Raw genomic sequence first — 16,155 nt, forward strand, 5'->3', positions numbered from 1 at the left:
ATGTGTCATCATGACCTATGCAGTGAACCTTTCACTCTAAGGATTTCTTTAAACACAGAGAAAGAACCGTATTGGGGGGTAGAGATAAGGAAATCCACCTCCGAAGAAAGAAGATGGATTTTGCTTATCTGGCATCCAATAACGCCTTGACGGTTGCAGCGGCTATTTTGATTTCCTTTTCGCTGCACAGCTGGATCATATGCATGAGCTGTTCTTTTTCTCTGTCCGTATGTTGAATTTCAGGATAAAAGATCGTATCGGTTGATATTTTTAAGATGCGGATTATCTTAAACAGCACCGGCATACTTGGGTGCTTGTTTTCATTTTCAATGGCCATTATGTATCGTGTCGTGACTCCAGCCTGTTCAGCAAGAGCATCCTGTGTCATGTCTGCTCTATGCCGTGCATCTTTAACGATCTGGCCAAATAAGTTCAGTAGTTCCTCCACTGTCAGTTCACCTCCCAACTTATTGTACAGTATGGACATAGGATTGAGAACGAACCAACAATGACTATCATCACGAACATATTTGTATAAAACGAATTGTTGATTTCATTCGCTTTTGCGTATATACTGTAATCAACATACATGATGGAGGAATACAAATGCTTGATTATATATCCGTGCAGCAGGCTGCTGATAAATGGGGAATCTCCAAGCGGAGAATACAAAAGCTCTGTGAAGAAAACAGAATTGACGGAGCGGTTCGCTTCGGTTATGCATGGGCGATTCCAAAGGATGCACCAAAGCCTGCAGATGGCAGACTGAAAGAGAACAGGAAAAAGGATTGATACGATGAAACGATTCTTGTGGTGAAAGATAAAGATATCCAAGCAAACCGCATTCTTATGAAAATCTTAATAATTTCTCATGCGAGAAATCACAAATCTGGCCGATGGATTTAGTAAAATAGTAAAATATAGTTTTTTTCTGGAAGGAGTTGAAATCATGAGTGATAAAGTTCTCGTCGTTGATGACGAACATGAAATAGCAGATTTGATAGAAGTGTATCTGCAAAATGAAAATTACGAGGTATTAAAGTTTTATTCTGCAAAGGAAGCTCTTGCCTGCATTGAAACGACGGAAGTTGACCTTGCAATTTTAGATATTATGTTGCCGGATATTAGCGGTTTTACGCTTTGCCAGAAAATACGGGAACGGCAGCATACCTATCCCATCATTATGCTGACTGCTAAAGATGAAGAAATCGATAAAATCACCGGCCTTACATTGGGTGCCGACGATTATATCACAAAGCCCTTTCGCCCGCTTGAAGTTGTAGCACGAGTAAAAGCACAATTACGGCGGTATAAAAAGTATAATACCAGGCATGGTGAAGATGTGGAAAAAGATATCATCTTTCATTCCGGTCTTGTAATGAATATTAAAACACATGAGTGTTTTCTAAACGAAGAGCCGATCACACTGACACCTACGGAATTCTCAATTTTGCGTATTCTTTTAGAAAGCAAAGGTAATGTTGTAAGTGCAGAGGATTTATTCCATAAAATTTGGAGGGATGAATATTACAGCAAAAGTAACAATACGATCACGGTCCACATTCGTCATCTTCGGGAAAAAATGAATGACACTGTCGAAAATCCAAAATATATTAAAACAATATGGGGGGTTGGCTATAAAATTGAAATCTAAAAATAATAATGAATTTGATTATACCCGTTTGCAAATTAAAATTTTGTTTGCGCTGATTGGAGTATTGGCAGCTTTTCTTTTGGCGATTGCTCTGATGTATTTTTTTCATTGGAGCAGCATCGGCGGAAGATGGATTACTCAGATAGCAGCAGATTTCCTTCAAGTGGGTTTTTTTGTAGCACAAAACATATACCAGCCATTTTTCATCTTGCTGATACTGCTTATCTGTGTAGGATTATTTTTTATTATCCGTGCATTCTTACGCTATGTGACCAAGCCACTGTGTGATGTTGAGCAAAGTCTAGGGATGATTCTCATCGATAATTCGGAGGAAATCCGCTTATCGGAAGAACTCACTGCCATCACCCAAAGGCTAAACGCCATGAAGCAAACCTTGGAACGTCGGAAGCTAGAAGCACAATCGGCGGAACAGCGTAAAAACGAACTTGTGATGTATCTTGCCCACGACATCCGCACTCCGCTTACTTCTGTAATAGGATATTTAAACTTGCTGGAAGAAGTGGAAAATATGCCGCCGGAGCAGAAAAAAAAATACACGCATATCGCACTTGATAAAGCATACAGGCTGGAAAAAATGATTAATGAGTTTTTTGAAATAACACGGTACAATCTACAACAAATTAAAATAGAAAAAGCAGATATAGACCTCTACTATATGCTGGTACAATTAACCGATGAACTGCTGCCCGTTTTGTCAAGCCACGGGAATACTGCCGTTTTACATGCGGATGTAGAACTAAAGCTTTATGGAGATGCTGAAAAGTTGGGACGGGTTTTTACCAATGTTCTGAAAAATGCCGCTGCTTATAGCTACCCTAATACAGTAATTCAAATCACAGCCCAAAAAAGTGGCAGCAATACCGTAACAATTACATTTCAAAACAAAGGAGATACCATACCTCCTGAAAAATGCAATGCTATTTTTGAAAAATTTTATCGTCTTGACGAAGCCCGAACAAGTGATACCGGGGGTGCGGGATTGGGACTTGCAATTGCTAAAGAAATTATTATTTTGCATGGTGGTTCAATTACCGTAGAAAGCCGTGAACATATAACTTCTTTTATTATTACACTTCCGTTAAATCACACCGCATCTTAGTATTTTCTTAGGAATTAATCAAGAAAGTATTAAATTTGATCCGGCACAGATGTTTTATACTGTAATTAATGCATTACAAAGACTTTTGCATTGAACTACAATATATAAACGGAGGATGTCGCATGGACATTATTACAATTTCTCAAGTATTGCTCCGATGGTGTGTGTTTGCACTCATCGGAGGCCTTTTATTGGCACTTACCATTTTTGTCAGCTACATGATCTATAAAAAGGCGTTTCATGGCCAAAGGAGTATGTCGAAAACACAGGTGATTGTCCTGTTTCTTTTATGCTGCTGGTTGTTGCTGGTACTGGCACTGACCACCTTAAGCCGTGGTGCAAACTTCACCGGAAGCTTTAATATCGACTTTTTCAGTGCCTATGTGAACGCATGGAATAAGTGGTCAATCAGCGAATTGCAGCTTATTATCTTCAATATGCTGATGTTTACACCGTTTGGATTTTTATTACCGCTTTTCTGGAAGAAGGCAGAAAAGTTCAAGGTAACTTTTTTCGTGTCCATTGGGCTGACTATCTGTATTGAAATCGTACAATTATTGACGGGGACGGGGATATTCGAACTTGATGATTTATTCCACAATTGCATTGGAAGCTTATTTGGATATTTTTGTATTATGGCAGTGCTTTCCATTATTAGAGAAAAGCGCATTCGTTTTGCTCCCATTGGCAAAGTGCTTATATTTCCATGTGTCATTGGAATGATCATTGGGACCGTGTCGTTTGTTTATGAGCAGCAGCCTTACGGAAATATGCCGATTCGGCCTGCATCAAAGCAGGATATGTCAAAGGTTCAAATTAACACTGATCTTTCCCTGTCAGATCAACCGGCGACGGCCTCCATATACAAAAATAAATATACAGAAGATCAAGACTATATAGAACAAGTAATCTCCCCGCTTGCCAAATTGGAAGATGTTATCTTTTCTGGTATTCAGCGACGTGAAGGCGAAAACCGTGTTTACACTGGCAAAAGTCCCAATAGTGAAGACGTTCAACTCAACTTCTTTTTTAGGACAGGACAATGGAGCTACACAACATGGCGTGATACCGCTACATTGACAGACGAAGCAGCGAAGAACTATGCGGATTTTTATGAAAACTGGCTGAAAGAAAATGGACTACTTCCCGATTCCGCTGTTTTCAGCTTACAAAACAACGATACGCTTCGATGGGACACACCGGAAAAGAACGACCTGCCAATTGCCAAAACCGCATTCACATCCGGCTCTATCTTCATGCAGTTTGATAGCAATTTGGAACTTACCTCCATGCATTACGGAATCAGCTGGAATGAATATGTAGCAACAGAAGAAATTATTTCTCCCAAAGCAGCCTTTAAAGAGGTTGAAGATGGAAACTTTGAACAATATGTCCCCTTCCAGCAGGGAGATACCCTGTGGGCAAAAGAATGCAAGCTCGCTTATGTTTACGATACAAAAGGATTTTATCAGCCGGTTTATCAATTTACTGGATATATCAACAATAAGGATAATTCATGGAATTGTCAGATCCCTGTTTTGGCAAAATAGCACTTCATGTTCTTGAATTTTCCAAGACGGATAGGAAGGCGCATATTGGGCTGTTATCTGGTTTGTATGCATCTTCATTAGGAAAACATCAATCTGACATTAGGATTTTCTTAGGAATTAAACAACTCAATATTAAAATACGGCCTGTCCGCTTTTGATAGCATAATCTTATCAAAGCAGACAGGCTTTTGTTATGTAGGAAGGAGATTTTAACATGCCGAGAAAACGAATCACACAGATTTTCCCATGGTTGCTGCCGCTGAGGATCTGGCAGCGCCGATTTTGCTTCTATACGAGGATGCGTTTGGACGGAAACCGATATGCTGTGGGCAAGTCCGAAACCACGCTGCCATATCAGCTTTTTGAAACAAGCTGTCCTCTATATAACCGGGAAACCGGCTTTGACATGGTGTATCAGGGAAATAAGGTTTTTAACCTGAAACTGGCCGCAGCCACTCTTGATAAAGTGATTATCGGGCCAAATGAAACCTTCTCATTCTGGAAGTTGGTCCGATATGCGGACAGGGATATTCCCTATAAAGATGGTCTGACCGTAGTTGATGGGAAGCTCACAACGACCTCTGGCGGCGGGTTGTGTCAGATGAGCAATCTGCTCTTTTGGATGTTTATTCATACACCGCTTACTGTTGTGGAGAGGCATGGACATGGCATAAAGGATTTCCCGGAGCCGCCCAGCGATGCACCTATGGGTGTTGATGCGACCGTATCAGAGGGCTGGCTCGATCTGAAGGTAAAAAACGAAACAGAAATGTCCTTTCAGATCAGCATTACGTTTGATGAAGATCACATTATCGGACGACTACTGACCGATCAGGATAACGGGCAACTTTATGAGGTTATAAATGGTGAGACATTGTATTATTGCAAGAACAACAAGGTTTATGAAGAAGTGGATGTGAAGCAAAAAACGATTCTGACAGCAACCGGGGCCTATGCCTCTGAAAAACTTCTCTATCGAAATAAATGCGAAATCGGCTATCCGCTTCCCGAAGGGACGGATATTGTTGAGAAAGGAGCAAAAGCAAAATGAACAGATTAAATATTGCGATCTTATTCGGGGGATGTTCTCCTGAGTATAGTGTGTCGCTCCAATCGGCCTACTCTGTAATTACACATATAGATACTGACAAATTTATGCCCGTACTGATTGGGATTTCATCAAAGGGAGACTGGTATCGGTTTGAAGGGGATAATGAAAAAATTGCATCTGACACATGGTGCAATCCCTCGGACTGCTTGCCGGCGGTAATTTCACCGGATCGTAAAGCGCATACCCTGTTGGTATTTCACCCTGACAAAGTTGTAAAACTCCCGATTGACGCCGCGTTTCCTGTTCTCCATGGAAAAAATGGCGAGGACGGTACAGTTCAGGGCTTATTCGAAATGGCGGGAATCCCGATTGTCGGCTGTAGCACACTGGCATCGACGCTTTGTATGGATAAAGACCGTGCGCACAAGCTGGCACATATCGCCGGTGTGCAGGTTCCCACTTCCTTCGTTTTGAAAAAGAATATGGATGCCGGAATCGCCCTGGCACAGGCTGAGAGTCTCGGATATCCCCTGTTTGTAAAGCCGATCAGGGCCGGTTCCTCCTATGGCATTACTAAAGTGATTGATCGGCACTATCTTCCTGCCGCCATCAAGTTGGCTTTTGAATATGATGATGAAGTCATCGTAGAGGAAAGCATAACTGGATTTGAAGTTGGCTGCGCCGTGATGGGCAATAATGAGCTGACAGTTGGAGAGGTCGATGAAATCGAATTATCGGACGGATTTTTTGATTTAACGGAAAAGTACACCCTGAAAACCTCGGCCATTCATGTCCCGGCACGAATCTCAAAAGAAAAAGCGGAGGAAATCAAACAGACCGCAAAGACGATTTATCAGGCCCTGGGCTGCCGTGGCTTTGCGCGGGTGGACATGTTCCTGAACGCTGACGGCAAGATCATTTTTAATGAAGTCAATACGATTCCCGGCTTCACCTCTCACAGCCGGTATCCCAACATGATGAAAGCCATCGGCATTTCTCTTGAGCAGATTATTTCTCGCGTGATTGGATTGGCGGTCGGCGTATGAAAATGCTTGTGATACCGAAAAAGTCTATCAATGCGGGTAACCTGATTTTGGTCAATGCTCAGTATCCCTACTGTTCGGGAAATGCGGAAAGTTCTCTTGTCCCAGCCCATTCAAAGAGCAGTGTCTTGCTGGAACGCAGAGCCGCCGTTTTGCTTTCCAAGCTCATGAGCAGTATCGAGGGCTGGGAGCAGATCAGCGCGGTGAGCGGCTGGCGCTCCAGAGCGGAACAGCAGGACATTTATAACCAGTCTCTGCGAGACAACGGGGCTGCTTTTACAGAGCAGTTTGTGGCGAATCCGGATCACAGCGAACATCAGACCGGACTTGCCATCGACCTGGGCCTCCGCAAACCGGAGATTGACTTCATCAGGCCAGATTTTCCCTATTCAGGCATCTGTCAGACGTTTCGGGAAAAAGCCGTGGCCTACGGCTTCATTGAACGCTATCCAAATGGGAAAGAGGCTATCACAGGAATTGCGCACGAACCATGGCATTTCCGCTACGTTGGAGCGCCTCATGCTGCAATTATGACAGAGCTTGGGCTGACACTGGAAGAATATCATGCTTTTCTAAAGCAGTATCCCAACGGAGAGAAACGCTTTTTGTATCGGACGGGGAATCAAAATATTGAGGTTGCCTATGTAAAGACCGCGGCTGGAGCGGACGCCGAATTTGAAATTGAGGACGACATTCCATACTCGGTATCCGGCAATAACGCAGACGGGTTTGTTCTGACCAAGTGGAGGAATTGCAATGACAAAGGATAAGCAATACGGAGGATTGGATACGTTCAAGCTCATTGCTGCCTTACTGGTCATTTGCATCCATACCTCGCCTCTGATTACATTCAGTGTAAATGCAGATTTTTTCCTGACCAGAATCGTCGCCCGGATTGCCGTGCCATTTTTCCTGATGGTATCTGGCTTTTTCGTCCTGCCCGGCTACCTGTTTGAAAGGAGCCGTGACACCCATCCGCTCATACAGTTTTTCAAAAAAGCCGCGTTTCTGTACGCTGTGGCAATCATCATTTATCTGCCGGTCAATCTTTACGCAGGCCTGTTCAAGGGGCTTGACGTAGCGGACGTTATTCGCATGGCCCTGTTTGATGGCACGTTCTACCATCTGTGGTATCTGCCAGCGGTCATCCTGGGCGCTCTGATTGTATTCCTTTTGAGTCGCAGGCTGCCGTTCCATGCGGTTATGGTTGTCAGCCTGTTTCTGTATGGCATTGGCTTGATGGGAGACAGCTATTTTGGTGCGATCTCCGGTGTGCCGGTTCTGTCCACGGCCTATGACGCTATGTTTCATGTATTTTCCTATACCCGTAACGGACTCTTTTACGCGCCTGTCTTTTTGACGATGGGCGCATGGCTTGGTCATTCCACACGGACTTGCAGCATGAAAATGAGCGCGGTTGGGTTTGCGTTTTCCATGATGCTGATGACCGTCGAAGGATTTGCCCTTCATCATCTTGGCTGGCAACGCCACGATAGCATGTACCTTGCTCTGCTGCCGTGCATGTATTTTCTCTATCAGCTTGTAATGAAGTGGGATCGCAAACCGGGACCATTTTTACGGTCTATTTCCACCTGGATTTACCTCATTCATCCTCTTTTTATTGTGGTTGTACGGGGAGCGGCAAAAGTAACTGGCCTTGAGGATATGCTGGTACAAAATAGTCTGATCCATTATCTTGCAGTATCAGTGTTGTCTGTTCTGTTTGCTGTGTTGATAGCTAAGTTGCCCATTTTTAGAAAGAAAAAAGTATTCCAGAAAGGGCGGGCATGGATAGAGCTTGACCGTGCTGCGCTGCACCATAATGTGGACGCCCTTCGCGCTTTGCTTCCTAATGGCTGTGAGTTGATGCCCGCCATCAAGACAAATGCCTACGGGCATGGTGCGGTCTTGATTTCACGGGAGCTGAATTGTATGGGCGTAAATGCCTTCTGCGTCGCAACTGTTCAGGAAGGGGCCGAGTTGCGTAAAAATAGCGTCAACGGAACGATTTTAGTTTTGGGCTATACCCACCCGAGGGATTTTTCACTTCTGCGCCGCTATAACCTGACGCAGACCGTGCTTGATCTTTCTTATGCGAAGGTACTCGACCGATATGGTAAAAAGATTTCGGTGCATGTCAAAATTGATACGGGAATGAGCCGTTTGGGAGAGCGCAGCGAAAAGATAGAAGAAATCATCAGAATTTTTCAGTGTAAGAACTTGAAAATCGAAGGTGTTTTTACCCATCTCTGTGTGGCTGATGAAACTTCCCATGAAAGTATAAAGTTTACTCATACCCAGGCAAAAGCCTTTTACGACGTCATTGCCGAGCTTCATCAGCACGGATTCACATGCCCTAAAAAGCACATCGTCAGCAGTGACGGCCTTTTGTACTATCCAGAACTAGCTGAAAACTATGCAAGGGTTGGGATCGCACTCTATGGAATACTCAGCACCCGCGCCGATACGGAACGCTGCGGCATTTCCCTGGAGCCGGTTTTGTCCATAAAGGCGCGAATCGCCTTAGTCAAAGATTTATTTGCAGGTGAAGCAGCCGGTTACGGACTGCAATTTGTCGCTTCGCAGGATAATAGAATAGCGGTTGTGGCAATGGGATATGGTGACGGCATCCCGCGTTCCCTGTCGTGTGGGGTGGGAAGTGTTTTGATTCAGGGCATCAAAGCCCCTATTGCTGGACGGATATGTATGGATCAAATGCTGGTGGATATCTCCAACATTCCGAACGTCAAGTCTGGAGATGTTGCTGTGATTATTGGGCAGTCTGGAAATGAGAGAATAACCGCCTGTGATCTTGCGGAGCAGGATGGGACAATCTCTAATGAAATCCTTAGCCGTCTGGGTGAACGGTTGGAAAGGCTGTTAATTTAAGATTTTGAAAGGTCTATTTTAGCAAGTTTATATCTATATCAGAATCAAAGATAGAGAAATACCCGCCAAATAAAAAAAACGGCGCTTTGGCGGGTCATTTTTCATGCCTAAATATTCTAAAGCAACTCAAGTAACCCTCCAAACCCGTGAAGTTTGGAGGGATTTCTTATGTGTTGGTCTCTACAGACTACACCGCTGCGCATCTGCTGCAGCGATATTAGGCTATTTGCATAATCAGTGATTACATAGGTGATTCGTCAAAAAAAGACTATGTTCCTCAGCGGATAGCTATGCCCACCAACACGAACCACCAGAGCAGGTAGAACGTGAAATAGTATATAAGAGCGTACTTATGGACGGTCATGTCCACAGGTGCGCTCTTTTTTTGCTGCACAGAATCATACCTCGATGCCGGTCACCGCCTCTTGTCCTTCGTTTTCAATCACATTTTGAAAATTAGGAGGACAAGCATATGTCAGAGAACAAAAAATATACCATCGTAGTAAAACGGCAGCGTGTCGAGGTCAGTGAGGCCGTCTACCGTGCCTACCATAAAGAGCGGGAAGCGGAACGCTACCAAAACAAGCTGATCCATCAAAATGAGCTTTCGCTAGAGCGGTTCCGAGAGGACGGTGTCAACATTGATTACCTCATTGTCCGTGTTCAACCAGATATCGTGGACAAGCTTATTCGTCAGGAACAGCTGGAGGCGTTATGGATCGCTCTTCAATTCTTACCGGAGGATGAACGTTTCCTCATTGATGAACTATTTTTCAATGATAAAAGCGAGCGCAAGTTGGCCACGGAGCTTGGAATGGCCACCATGACACTCCATGACCGCAAGCATCGTATACTCAAGAAGCTGAAAAAACTCCTTGAGAATTAAAAATTAATCCGTACACCCCCCTCACTTTTTCCTTTATAGAAGTGAGGGGGATTTTTCTATCTCTCGTGTTCCTTGAAAAATACCGAAACTATTCGGTCATATCCAGCAGCTTAAATACGTTAGCTGTTCAGCTCCGATGAGGGGAAAGCGGCTTCGGAGGACACGCCAAGACCATCTGCGGATAGGTCAGAGCTATTCGTAAACACGATAGCATCAAAGATGTCGAGCGAAAAATGTCCGTCCATAAAGCAATCTGTGGTAGATTGCCCCGCCATGATCTGAACAGCCTACAATGATACTTCCGCATAGCCACAGACATCGCAATGGGTGCGGTCACCGGAGAACCCGGTGAGGGTGAGAGTCCCATGACAGCCACTAACCAAGGCTGGTTTAAGCTGACTGCCCAAAGGACGAAATAGTCCTTATGCCGCAGACAATCTGCCTGTGGTGTTCTGCTTCGGGGAGTAGTGTCGAATAGAAGCAGCAGAAAACGAAGAACAAGAGTTTTGTTATATTAGAAACTATGAGGACAGCCACCCTGCCGAATACATCAGATCAAACTTGGTGGCTGTCCTTATCCTTGTGATATAACAACTAATTTCACGCAAAGGAGGAATGCAAAATGCGTATCTACAAAGGCGATATGTTCTACGCCGATTTAACCCCTGTGGTTGGCTGTGAGCAGGGCGGCATCAGGCCGGTACTGATTATCCAAAATGATATTGGAAACCGCTACAGTCCCACCGTTATCGTGGCCGCTATTACCAGTCGCACCGAAAAGAACCTGCTGCCCACTCATATCCAGTTGTGCAGCCAGCAGTATGGGCTACGGCAGAATTCCCTTGTGCTTTTGGAGCAGGTGCGAACCATTGACCGTTCCCGCCTGCGTGAGTACATAGGCCATTTAAGCGAACCAAAGATGCAGCAGGTCAATGAAGCCTTAGCCGTGAGCTTCGGTCTGGATGCCCTGTTGCCGGAACCGCAAATGAGCCTGAGTTTGTAAAAGGAGGTGCTTTATATGGACAAGAAATCCGCTTGGATTTATTGCCGCATCGATGCGCCGGAAGATATCCACGGAGTTTTAAAAGGACAATACGAGAGGTTGGAAACCTATGCAGCACAGATGGGGTTTGCCGTTGTCGGCTCCTCACAGGACTTGGGCAGCGGTCTGCATTTTGACCACCCCGGCCTGCAGACTGTTCTGGAAGCAGCAAAAGCCGGGAGCTTTCATATCCTGCTGGTGGATTCGGTAAGCCGGATCGGGCGGGATATGGCAAAGACCATGAACTTTATTCAAACAATCAGCAACTGTGGAATCAGCATTTATTCCCCGATGGAGGGCGAAATCAAGCTGTCTGATTTGGCAATGCTGCTGTTTCAATTGCGATAGGAGGAAACGCTATGACAAAAACAGAGCCGGTAAACGAAGTCCGTTATTTAATGGCACACAACTTTCTCACCTATCTTCTGGAGCAGGGCAAAATTAGCCTTAAGGAATTTCAGATTGCAGATGGGTTTGCGGTCGAGAAGTACAAGCCGAGGCTCCGGATTATTTAGTGGATTTTGTGATAGCTTTCTCTGCATCTCTGTGGTAGTGTATGTGCTAATACCCAAGGGGTATTGAACTTACACGAAAGGAGAATCCACGATGCAAAAAGAAAAAACAATCAGGGTTGCTGTTTACTGCCGTGTAGCAACAGAGGCACAGTTAACAGCTGAAAGCTCAGAAAAAGAGCAGACCAAACGGTTGCAGCAAGCTCTGAAAGAACAGGAGGTGCCGCCATGCCGCAGGTACAGGTTATTGAACCGGTAAATGCCATTTACCGCTATGCACCGCCCAAGCTGCGTGTCTGCGCCTACGCCAGAGTCAGCAGCGATTCGGCAGACCAGCTGAATTCCTTTTCCGTACAAATGGAGCATTACACTTCTCTGATTTCCGGAAATGATGAATGGGTGCTGGTGGACATATACGCCGATGAGGGTATCACCGGAACCCGGTCGGATAAGCGGGAGGAATTCCAGAGGATGCTTTCCGACTGCAGGAAAGGCAAAATCGACCGCATCCTTGTAAAGTCCGTTTCCCGGTTTGCAAGGAACATCCACGACTGCCTCTCCACCGTCCGGGAGCTGAAAGCCCTTGGCATCGAGGTGGAATTCGAAGAAGATGGCCTCAAGACAGCGGATATGCATGATGAGATGATAATCGGAGCCTTCAGCTCCATCGCTCAGGAGGAATCCACCTCCATCTCCAACAATATGCGCTGGAGCTACGCCCGTAGGATGCAAAACGGCAACTTCACTTGCTGCTGTGCTCCCTATGGATACGACCTTGTAAATAACACGCTGGTTCCCAATCTCAAGGAAGCGCCGGTGGTGCACCGGATATTCGGAAGCTATCTCTCCGGCAAGAGCATGGATCAGATTGCGGCCGAGCTGAACGCTGATGGCATCCCCTGCAAGAACGGCGAGGTTAACTGGCTCTATACCGCCGTCAGCTATATCCTCAAAAGTGAGCGCTACATCGGTGATGCCCTGCTGCAGAAATCATACACCACCGACACCATGCCCTTTCAAACCAAGCGCAACAAGGGCGAGCGTGACCGCTATTATGTCACTGGTTCCCATGAGCCGCTCATCAGCCGGTCGGAGTTTCAGCAGGCACAGCAATTAATGAAAGCCCGTAACTCCCTCTGCCAAAGCAAGGGGAATTGTAAACAGTATGTATTTTCTCAAAAAATCAAATGTGGGAAATGCGGCACAAACTTCTCCCGCCGGTTAACCAACGGAAAAACCTATTGGGTCTGCCATAAGCACTTCCGCAGCAAGGAGCTGTGCGAAATCCGCCAAATCCGGGAGGATGCCATCATGCAGGCCTTCCTCCGGATGTACAACAAGCTAAAACAGAACAGCCGAAATATTCTCTCCACCACTTTAACAGAACTGATGGATCTCAAATCCAAAATCACCATGAGCGACGTAAAAGTCGGAAGCATCAACAAAGAAATAGCGGAACTCACCAAGCAGAGTCTGGTACTGAATCGTCTCAGGACGAAAGGTTACATGGACTCTGCTATTTTTATGCAGAAAAACAATGAAATCAACCAGCAGCTTGACCTTCTGAAGCGCAACCGCCGCAGATTGCTGGAAAGCGATGCGGACGATGAGATGATTTCAGAATGCAGGCTGCTGGTTGAGCTGATAGAACAGGGAGCGCCGTACCTGACAGGGTTTGACGAAACTCTGTTTCACAGTATTGTCAATCAGATTGTTGTCACCGAGCAGGATCAGCTGAAATTCTGCCTCATCGGTGGGTTTGCCTTTACGGAGCAGTTGCCAAAGGAGGTGTTCGGACGATGAAGAAAAACCGATACCTTCCTTTCGGTTATCACATTCAAAACGGTACGCTGTGCATTCATGAAGTGGAAGCCGCTGTGGTACGGCAAGTTTTTGAGGATTACCAAGACGGGATGTCCTATCTCCGGATTGCCGAGCGGCTTACTGCCAAAAGCGTCCCCTATATGGAGAACCGCACCGACTGGAACAAGCATAGGGTCAAGCGGATGCTGGAGAATTCTCGCTACTGCGGCGATGATGACTTCCCACTGATTATCCCTGCCGACACGTTCGATGCGGTAGCCGCCCTGATCGGGCAGAAAAGCCAAGTGGAGCCTTTATCCGAGGAACTGGACAGCATCCGCAGTAAGGCGATTTGTGGGGCTTGTGGAGCCAAATACAAAAGGGATGGCAGAAGCAAAAATTATGAAGCATGGTGCTGCTCCGCCGAGGGGCGCATCACACCCAAGCGCATTACCGACCAAGCCCTGCTGGAGAGTGTAACAGAAATACTAAATGTGATTATCAGCAATCCGAGCCTGCTGGAGCTTCCTTCACCGCACAGGGAGAACTATTCTCTTGATGTTGCCCGGACGGAAAACCAAATCAATCGGGAGATTGAAAAAAGCGAGGTGGACAGCGACTACATCAAGTTACTCATATTCGGCTGTGCCGCCGCAAAATATGGAGCTTGTGCTGATACGGAGCCGGTATACTTAACCCGCCGGTTACTGGTGATATTCGAGCAACAACAGCCGCTGGATGCTTTCTCAGTCCGGCTCTTTGAGGATACGGTCAAGCAGGTGGTCATTGATGTGGACGGTAGCCTGTGGCTGCGGATGATTAACGGAAAACTGATCGGAAAGGAGTAACCGCCATGCAAACACAAACTATAACACCGGTACAGAAAAGGGTCGATGTGATCCCTGCCAATGTTCTTTTAACCAAACCCAATGCCAGAAAGAGAAAGCTCCGTGTGGCGGCCTACTGCCGGGTCAGCACCGAACAGGAAGAACAGCAGTCCAGCTACGCTGCGCAGATTGCTTATTACACGGAGAAAATCAATAAAAACAAGGAATGGGAGCTTGCCGGTATTTTTGCCGATGAGGGTATCACCGGAACCAGCGTCAAGAAACGAACCGAGTTTCTCAAGCTCATAGCACTGTGCGAAAAAGGCAAGATCGATATGGTGCTGACCAAGTCGGTCTCCCGGTTTTCCAGAAACACGCTGGATGCCATCGGATATATCCGCAAGCTCAAAGCAAAGGGCATCCCTATCATCTTTGAAAAAGAGGGCATCAACACGATGGAGATGGCCAGCGAAATGGCACTGTGCTTCCTCAGCGGCTTTGCACAGGCAGAGAGCGAGTCCATCAGCCGAAATGTAACATGGGGCAAGCGCCAGAGCTTCAAAAGCGGAAAGGTACCTTTTCAATACTCCCGCCTGCTGGGTTACCAAAAAGGTGAGGACGGTCAGCCCAAGGTTGTGCCGGAGGAAGCGGAAATCGTCAAGCGGATTTTCAGAAGCTATTACTCCGGTGCCAGCGTTCGAAAGATAAAGGAATCGCTGGAGGCAGACGAAATTCTCTCCCCCACAGGTAACGCAGAATGGTCAATCGGCGCACTGCAATATATGCTCCGCAACGAGCGATACATCGGAGATGCACTGCTGCAGAAAACCTATGTGGTGGATTGCTTAACCAAGGAAACGCGAAAAAACAACGGTGAAATCCCCCAGTATTATGTAACCGGAAACCATGAGCCGATTATTTCAAGAGATTTATTCAACCTTGTGCAGGAGGAAATTACCCGGAGATCTGTTAAGCGAAAAGTGGCCAAGAAAGCTGTAAAAACCGAAAAAGGGAAATACAGCAGCAAATACGCCCTGACCGAACTTCTCTGCTGCGGTGAATGCGGAACGCAGTACCGCCGGGTCACTTGGGCAAGGAATGGCAAGAAAAAGGTGGTCTGGCGTTGTATTAACCGCTTGGAATATGGCACGAAATACTGCAAGGAATCCCCCACCATTGAGGAAAGCCGGTTGCACCAAGCCATTGTCATCGCTCTGAACCGTCTGGATGAGGATAAGGCTGATGTTATCGAAACCCTCAAGGCAGGACTACGGCTGGCCATCGGTTCACAGGATGATGACAGCTTCAATGAAGCGGCTGTCCAAAACCGTATCGCCGAGCTGCAGAGCGTAATGATGGATTTGGTGGAACTCAGCTCCAAGTCCAGCGCCGGTGCGGATTACTTCGATGCCAAGTTTGAAGAAATTGCTGCGGAGATAAAAGCACTGCAGGGGCAACTTGGGGAGCATCAAGAGCAGACCATGCTCGCCCAAAACACACAAGCCCGAATTCATGAACTGCTTTATACGATGGAACATACAGATCTCAGCCTCAAAGAATACCGGGAGGATGTGGTCAGGGCAGTGATTGATAAGGTGGTGGTTTTATCCCCTGAATGCATCCGGATTACCTTTAAGGGAAATACGGAAATGGAGCAGGAACTGCCAAGTGAGTAAAAATAGCAGGAGAAGCCGCCACAAAGCTGGCGGTTTTTCTCCTTTGGGCAGATTTTTGCTATATTCCGATGGGTTTCACCAAAATGCTGTGAATATTTCCAT

17 protein-coding genes and 2 pseudogenes are annotated in these 16,155 nt (G+C 46.1%); 17 read left to right on the top strand and 2 right to left on the bottom strand.

The genetic code is table 11. From position 1 onward, the window contains the following. Positions 1-124: 124 nt before the first annotated feature. On the bottom strand, positions 125-448 hold the full coding sequence (locus tag Ami103574_RS02935; RefSeq protein WP_132383871.1) for a helix-turn-helix transcriptional regulator: 324 nt from the start codon (positions 446-448) through the stop codon (positions 125-127). Positions 449-606: 158 nt separating this feature from the next. Here Ami103574_RS02935 and Ami103574_RS02940 point away from each other — a divergent pair, with 158 nt between their 5' ends. The 10 genes and pseudogenes from Ami103574_RS02940 to Ami103574_RS02980 all read left to right on the top strand — a co-directional run bounded on the left by Ami103574_RS02940 (position 607) and on the right by Ami103574_RS02980 (position 10,193). Beyond that, the gene (locus Ami103574_RS02940) at positions 607-792 is read left to right on the top strand and encodes a helix-turn-helix domain-containing protein (protein ID WP_132383873.1); all 186 of its coding nucleotides are present in this window, start codon (positions 607-609) and stop codon (positions 790-792) included. Positions 793-949: 157 nt separating this feature from the next. After that, positions 950-1,654, top strand: a complete 705-nt coding sequence (gene vanR, locus Ami103574_RS02945) for a VanR-ABDEGLN family response regulator transcription factor (protein ID WP_132383893.1) — start codon at positions 950-952, stop codon at positions 1,652-1,654. Next, on the top strand, positions 1,632-2,774 hold the full coding sequence (locus Ami103574_RS02950) for a sensor histidine kinase (protein ID WP_163067903.1): 1,143 nt from the start codon (positions 1,632-1,634) through the stop codon (positions 2,772-2,774). Before vanR ends, Ami103574_RS02950 begins: the two co-directional genes overlap by 23 nt. 122 nt (positions 2,775-2,896) lie before the next feature. Further along, positions 2,897-4,324, top strand: a complete 1,428-nt coding sequence (locus Ami103574_RS02955; RefSeq protein WP_163065210.1) for a VanZ family protein — start codon at positions 2,897-2,899, stop codon at positions 4,322-4,324. Positions 4,325-4,538: 214 nt separating this feature from the next. Next, positions 4,539-5,375: a glycopeptide resistance accessory protein VanW gene (gene vanW / locus Ami103574_RS02960; RefSeq protein WP_132383877.1), complete on the top strand. Its 837-nt coding sequence runs from the start codon at positions 4,539-4,541 to the stop codon at positions 5,373-5,375. Further along, positions 5,372-6,421, top strand: coding sequence for a D-alanine--D-serine ligase VanG (gene vanG / locus Ami103574_RS02965; RefSeq protein ID WP_132383879.1), 1,050 nt, complete (start codon positions 5,372-5,374; stop codon positions 6,419-6,421). Before vanW ends, vanG begins: the two co-directional genes overlap by 4 nt. Before the next feature lie 164 nt (positions 6,422-6,585). Next, positions 6,586-6,870, top strand: a pseudogene (locus Ami103574_RS16155) (D-alanyl-D-alanine carboxypeptidase family protein); the annotation flags it as partial. Then, a pseudogene (locus tag Ami103574_RS16160) lies at positions 6,844-6,997 on the top strand (D-alanyl-D-alanine carboxypeptidase family protein); the annotation flags it as partial. The pseudogenes Ami103574_RS16155 and Ami103574_RS16160, both read left to right, overlap by 27 nt. 177 nt (positions 6,998-7,174) lie before the next feature. After that, positions 7,175-9,307 carry a serine racemase VanT catalytic subunit gene (gene vanT, locus Ami103574_RS02975; protein WP_132383883.1) on the top strand — a complete coding sequence of 711 codons (2,133 nt, stop codon included), beginning with the start codon at positions 7,175-7,177 and terminating at the stop codon, positions 9,305-9,307. Positions 9,308-9,779: 472 nt separating this feature from the next. Continuing rightward, a complete protein-coding gene (locus Ami103574_RS02980; protein ID WP_132383885.1) occupies positions 9,780-10,193 on the top strand; it encodes a sigma-70 RNA polymerase sigma factor region 4 domain-containing protein in 414 nt (137 codons plus the stop codon). 119 nt (positions 10,194-10,312) lie between these two features. Here Ami103574_RS02980 and Ami103574_RS02985 read toward each other — a convergent pair whose 3' ends face one another. Then, positions 10,313-10,468 (bottom strand): hypothetical protein, encoded by a 156-nt coding sequence (locus Ami103574_RS02985; protein ID WP_163065212.1) that lies wholly within the window; start codon positions 10,466-10,468, stop codon positions 10,313-10,315. Positions 10,469-10,815: 347 nt separating this feature from the next. On the opposite strand from Ami103574_RS02985, the gene Ami103574_RS02990 reads away from it, so the two are divergent. The 7 genes from Ami103574_RS02990 (at position 10,816) to Ami103574_RS03015 (ending at position 16,053) form a co-directional block, all read left to right on the top strand. Next, a complete protein-coding gene (locus Ami103574_RS02990; RefSeq protein WP_132383887.1) occupies positions 10,816-11,196 on the top strand; it encodes a type II toxin-antitoxin system PemK/MazF family toxin in 381 nt (126 codons plus the stop codon). Between the two features lie 15 nt (positions 11,197-11,211). Then, a complete protein-coding gene (locus tag Ami103574_RS02995; RefSeq protein WP_132383889.1) occupies positions 11,212-11,583 on the top strand; it encodes a recombinase family protein in 372 nt (123 codons plus the stop codon). Between the two features lie 11 nt (positions 11,584-11,594). Continuing rightward, entirely contained in the window at positions 11,595-11,750 is a 156-nt protein-coding gene (locus Ami103574_RS15655; protein WP_165920982.1) for an SHOCT domain-containing protein, read from the top strand. A gap of 91 nt (positions 11,751-11,841) precedes the next feature. After that, entirely contained in the window at positions 11,842-12,006 is a 165-nt protein-coding gene (locus tag Ami103574_RS03000; RefSeq protein WP_163065213.1) for a hypothetical protein, read from the top strand. Beyond that, entirely contained in the window at positions 11,976-13,550 is a 1,575-nt protein-coding gene (locus tag Ami103574_RS03005) for a recombinase family protein (protein WP_163065214.1), read from the top strand. The genes Ami103574_RS03000 and Ami103574_RS03005 overlap by 31 nt, the downstream gene beginning before the upstream one ends. Further along, entirely contained in the window at positions 13,547-14,398 is an 852-nt protein-coding gene (locus Ami103574_RS03010) for a recombinase family protein (protein ID WP_132384094.1), read from the top strand. The genes Ami103574_RS03005 and Ami103574_RS03010 overlap by 4 nt, the downstream gene beginning before the upstream one ends. A 5-nt stretch (positions 14,399-14,403) precedes the next feature. Next, a complete protein-coding gene (locus tag Ami103574_RS03015; RefSeq protein ID WP_163065215.1) occupies positions 14,404-16,053 on the top strand; it encodes a recombinase family protein in 1,650 nt (549 codons plus the stop codon). The last annotated feature ends 102 nt before the right edge of the window (positions 16,054-16,155 follow it).

Origin of the sequence: Aminipila butyrica, assembly GCF_010669305.1 — a bacterium.
Classification (GTDB): domain Bacteria; phylum Bacillota; class Clostridia; order Peptostreptococcales; family Anaerovoracaceae; genus Aminipila; species Aminipila butyrica.